Source organism: Paraburkholderia sp. BR10954 (genome assembly GCF_040965775.1).
Taxonomy (GTDB): Bacteria; Pseudomonadota; Gammaproteobacteria; order Burkholderiales; family Burkholderiaceae; genus Paraburkholderia; species Paraburkholderia youngii.
The window spans coordinates 1-1,488 of record NZ_JBFRCK010000158.1; the positions used below are offsets into that span (position 1 = coordinate 1).

Genomic DNA, 1,488 nt, shown 5'->3' on the forward strand with positions numbered 1-1,488 from the left:
CCAACCGTTGAAACCCCTCCCGCCATGACGCTGATGCTCCCGATTCGCCCTGATCGCTGTCGATCGTGACGATCTGCTCGTCGCGCCAGCCGAGCGCGGTCGCACGCCCACGCAAGGCGTATTGCCGCTTCGTGCTCTCAACGTTCTCGACGACTTGCCGCATCGACGATTGCCGGATGTAAAGGTAAGCACTCCGTTCGAGGTGGTGAGGTTGAACTTTAAGCGATGCGTTCACAGTCTTCTCCGCTCATTGAGCGCCATAGCCATGCCGGCGAGTGCATAGATGACGCTCTGGCGCTCGAAGGACTGTGTGTACGAAGAGGACCGGGTACCGATCGGATCCAGCGGAGCACGCCCTGGAACCATCATGCGTGCCCATGCCCACATGCCTCGAGCAAGAAAGACGCTGAGTCCGCGGCGGGCCTCTGCGGGCAAGGCCTCGCCAAGCACGGCGGAGCGCAGCACCTCGTATTGCGCAGCGATTGCAGATGAAACTACCAACGGCCAGGCACCGGTTCGTGCTATTCCGCCGTTTTTTTTACACCGAAGGCGCGCTCGATCGTTCTAGGATGCACATCGAGACCAAATTCCTTGCGAACCAGCTTTGCCAGTTCGCGTGCCCGAATCGGTTCCCCGGGCGTGAACTGCGATTTGAGAAAGGCCAATACGTCGCCCTGGATCTTGTGTGGACCGCGTGGTCCACGCTTCCTCGGGACCAAACCTGCGATGCCTCCTTCCTCGAAGTCTGCCCGCGCCTGATAGAAGGTCGGTCGCGAGACACCATATTCGTCGGAGATCTGCGTCACCGACGCCTTCTCTACCGAGACCCGGCGCAACATCTCGTACTTGACCTGCACGGCGTCGTGGGGATCGAAGAATCCGCCTTCCTGGAACTTGGGATCAAGAACGCTCTCTGGTGTCGGATTCAGCGTACCGTCTTCCGCGAGAACATCGGTCTTCGAGTGCTTGCGTTCGTTCGGTGGCACGGTCACTCCGAAAGTTTGCACGTTTGTGTAATTAAATTATGCCGCACAATGAAACTTGTCAAGTTCTATTACTTTGAACAGTAACGGCACGAAATATGGACAATCTCAGCGACTAGCAAAAAACAGAAAGTCAGGATATGCGGCGTTAATTACCTTACATAAGCGACATAATTACTCTTACATCGGCGAGGCGTCCTCTGCATGCCTGTGCGAAGAGAAGCGTCTCACGAGGAGCGCAAGCTCCATCAAATCCGCAACCGTGAACAGCGCGCGAGCTCGTCCGATCGTGACTTCAGGATCGGGTTCGCTCATATCGGTCCACTTCGGAGGAACGGAGCAATAGCTCTTGTCGTCGATGCGCAGCAAGAGACGTCTGCCAGACCGGTTATAGCGTTCACCAATATACAGAAGTCGCTGCCCGCTGAATGGGTGAAACGGATGGGTAATGCGGACAAGGTGTTCTGAGGCAACAACAAGGTTCGCATTCCGAGGTATGTTACAA

At 56.3% G+C, this 1,488-nt stretch carries 2 protein-coding genes and 1 pseudogene; all 3 read right to left on the bottom strand.

Going from position 1 to position 1,488, the window contains the following annotated elements:
- Window positions 1-235, bottom strand: a pseudogene (locus AB4Y34_RS41550) (recombinase family protein); the annotation flags it as partial.
- Window positions 236-521: 286 nt separating this feature from the next.
- Window positions 522-986: a transposase gene (locus AB4Y34_RS41555; RefSeq protein WP_368719271.1), complete on the bottom strand. Its 465-nt coding sequence runs from the start codon at window positions 984-986 to the stop codon at window positions 522-524.
- A 177-nt stretch (window positions 987-1,163) separates the two neighbouring features.
- Window positions 1,164-1,488: DUF5372 family protein (locus AB4Y34_RS41560; protein WP_368719272.1), on the bottom strand; the 325-nt coding region annotated here is incomplete at its 5' end.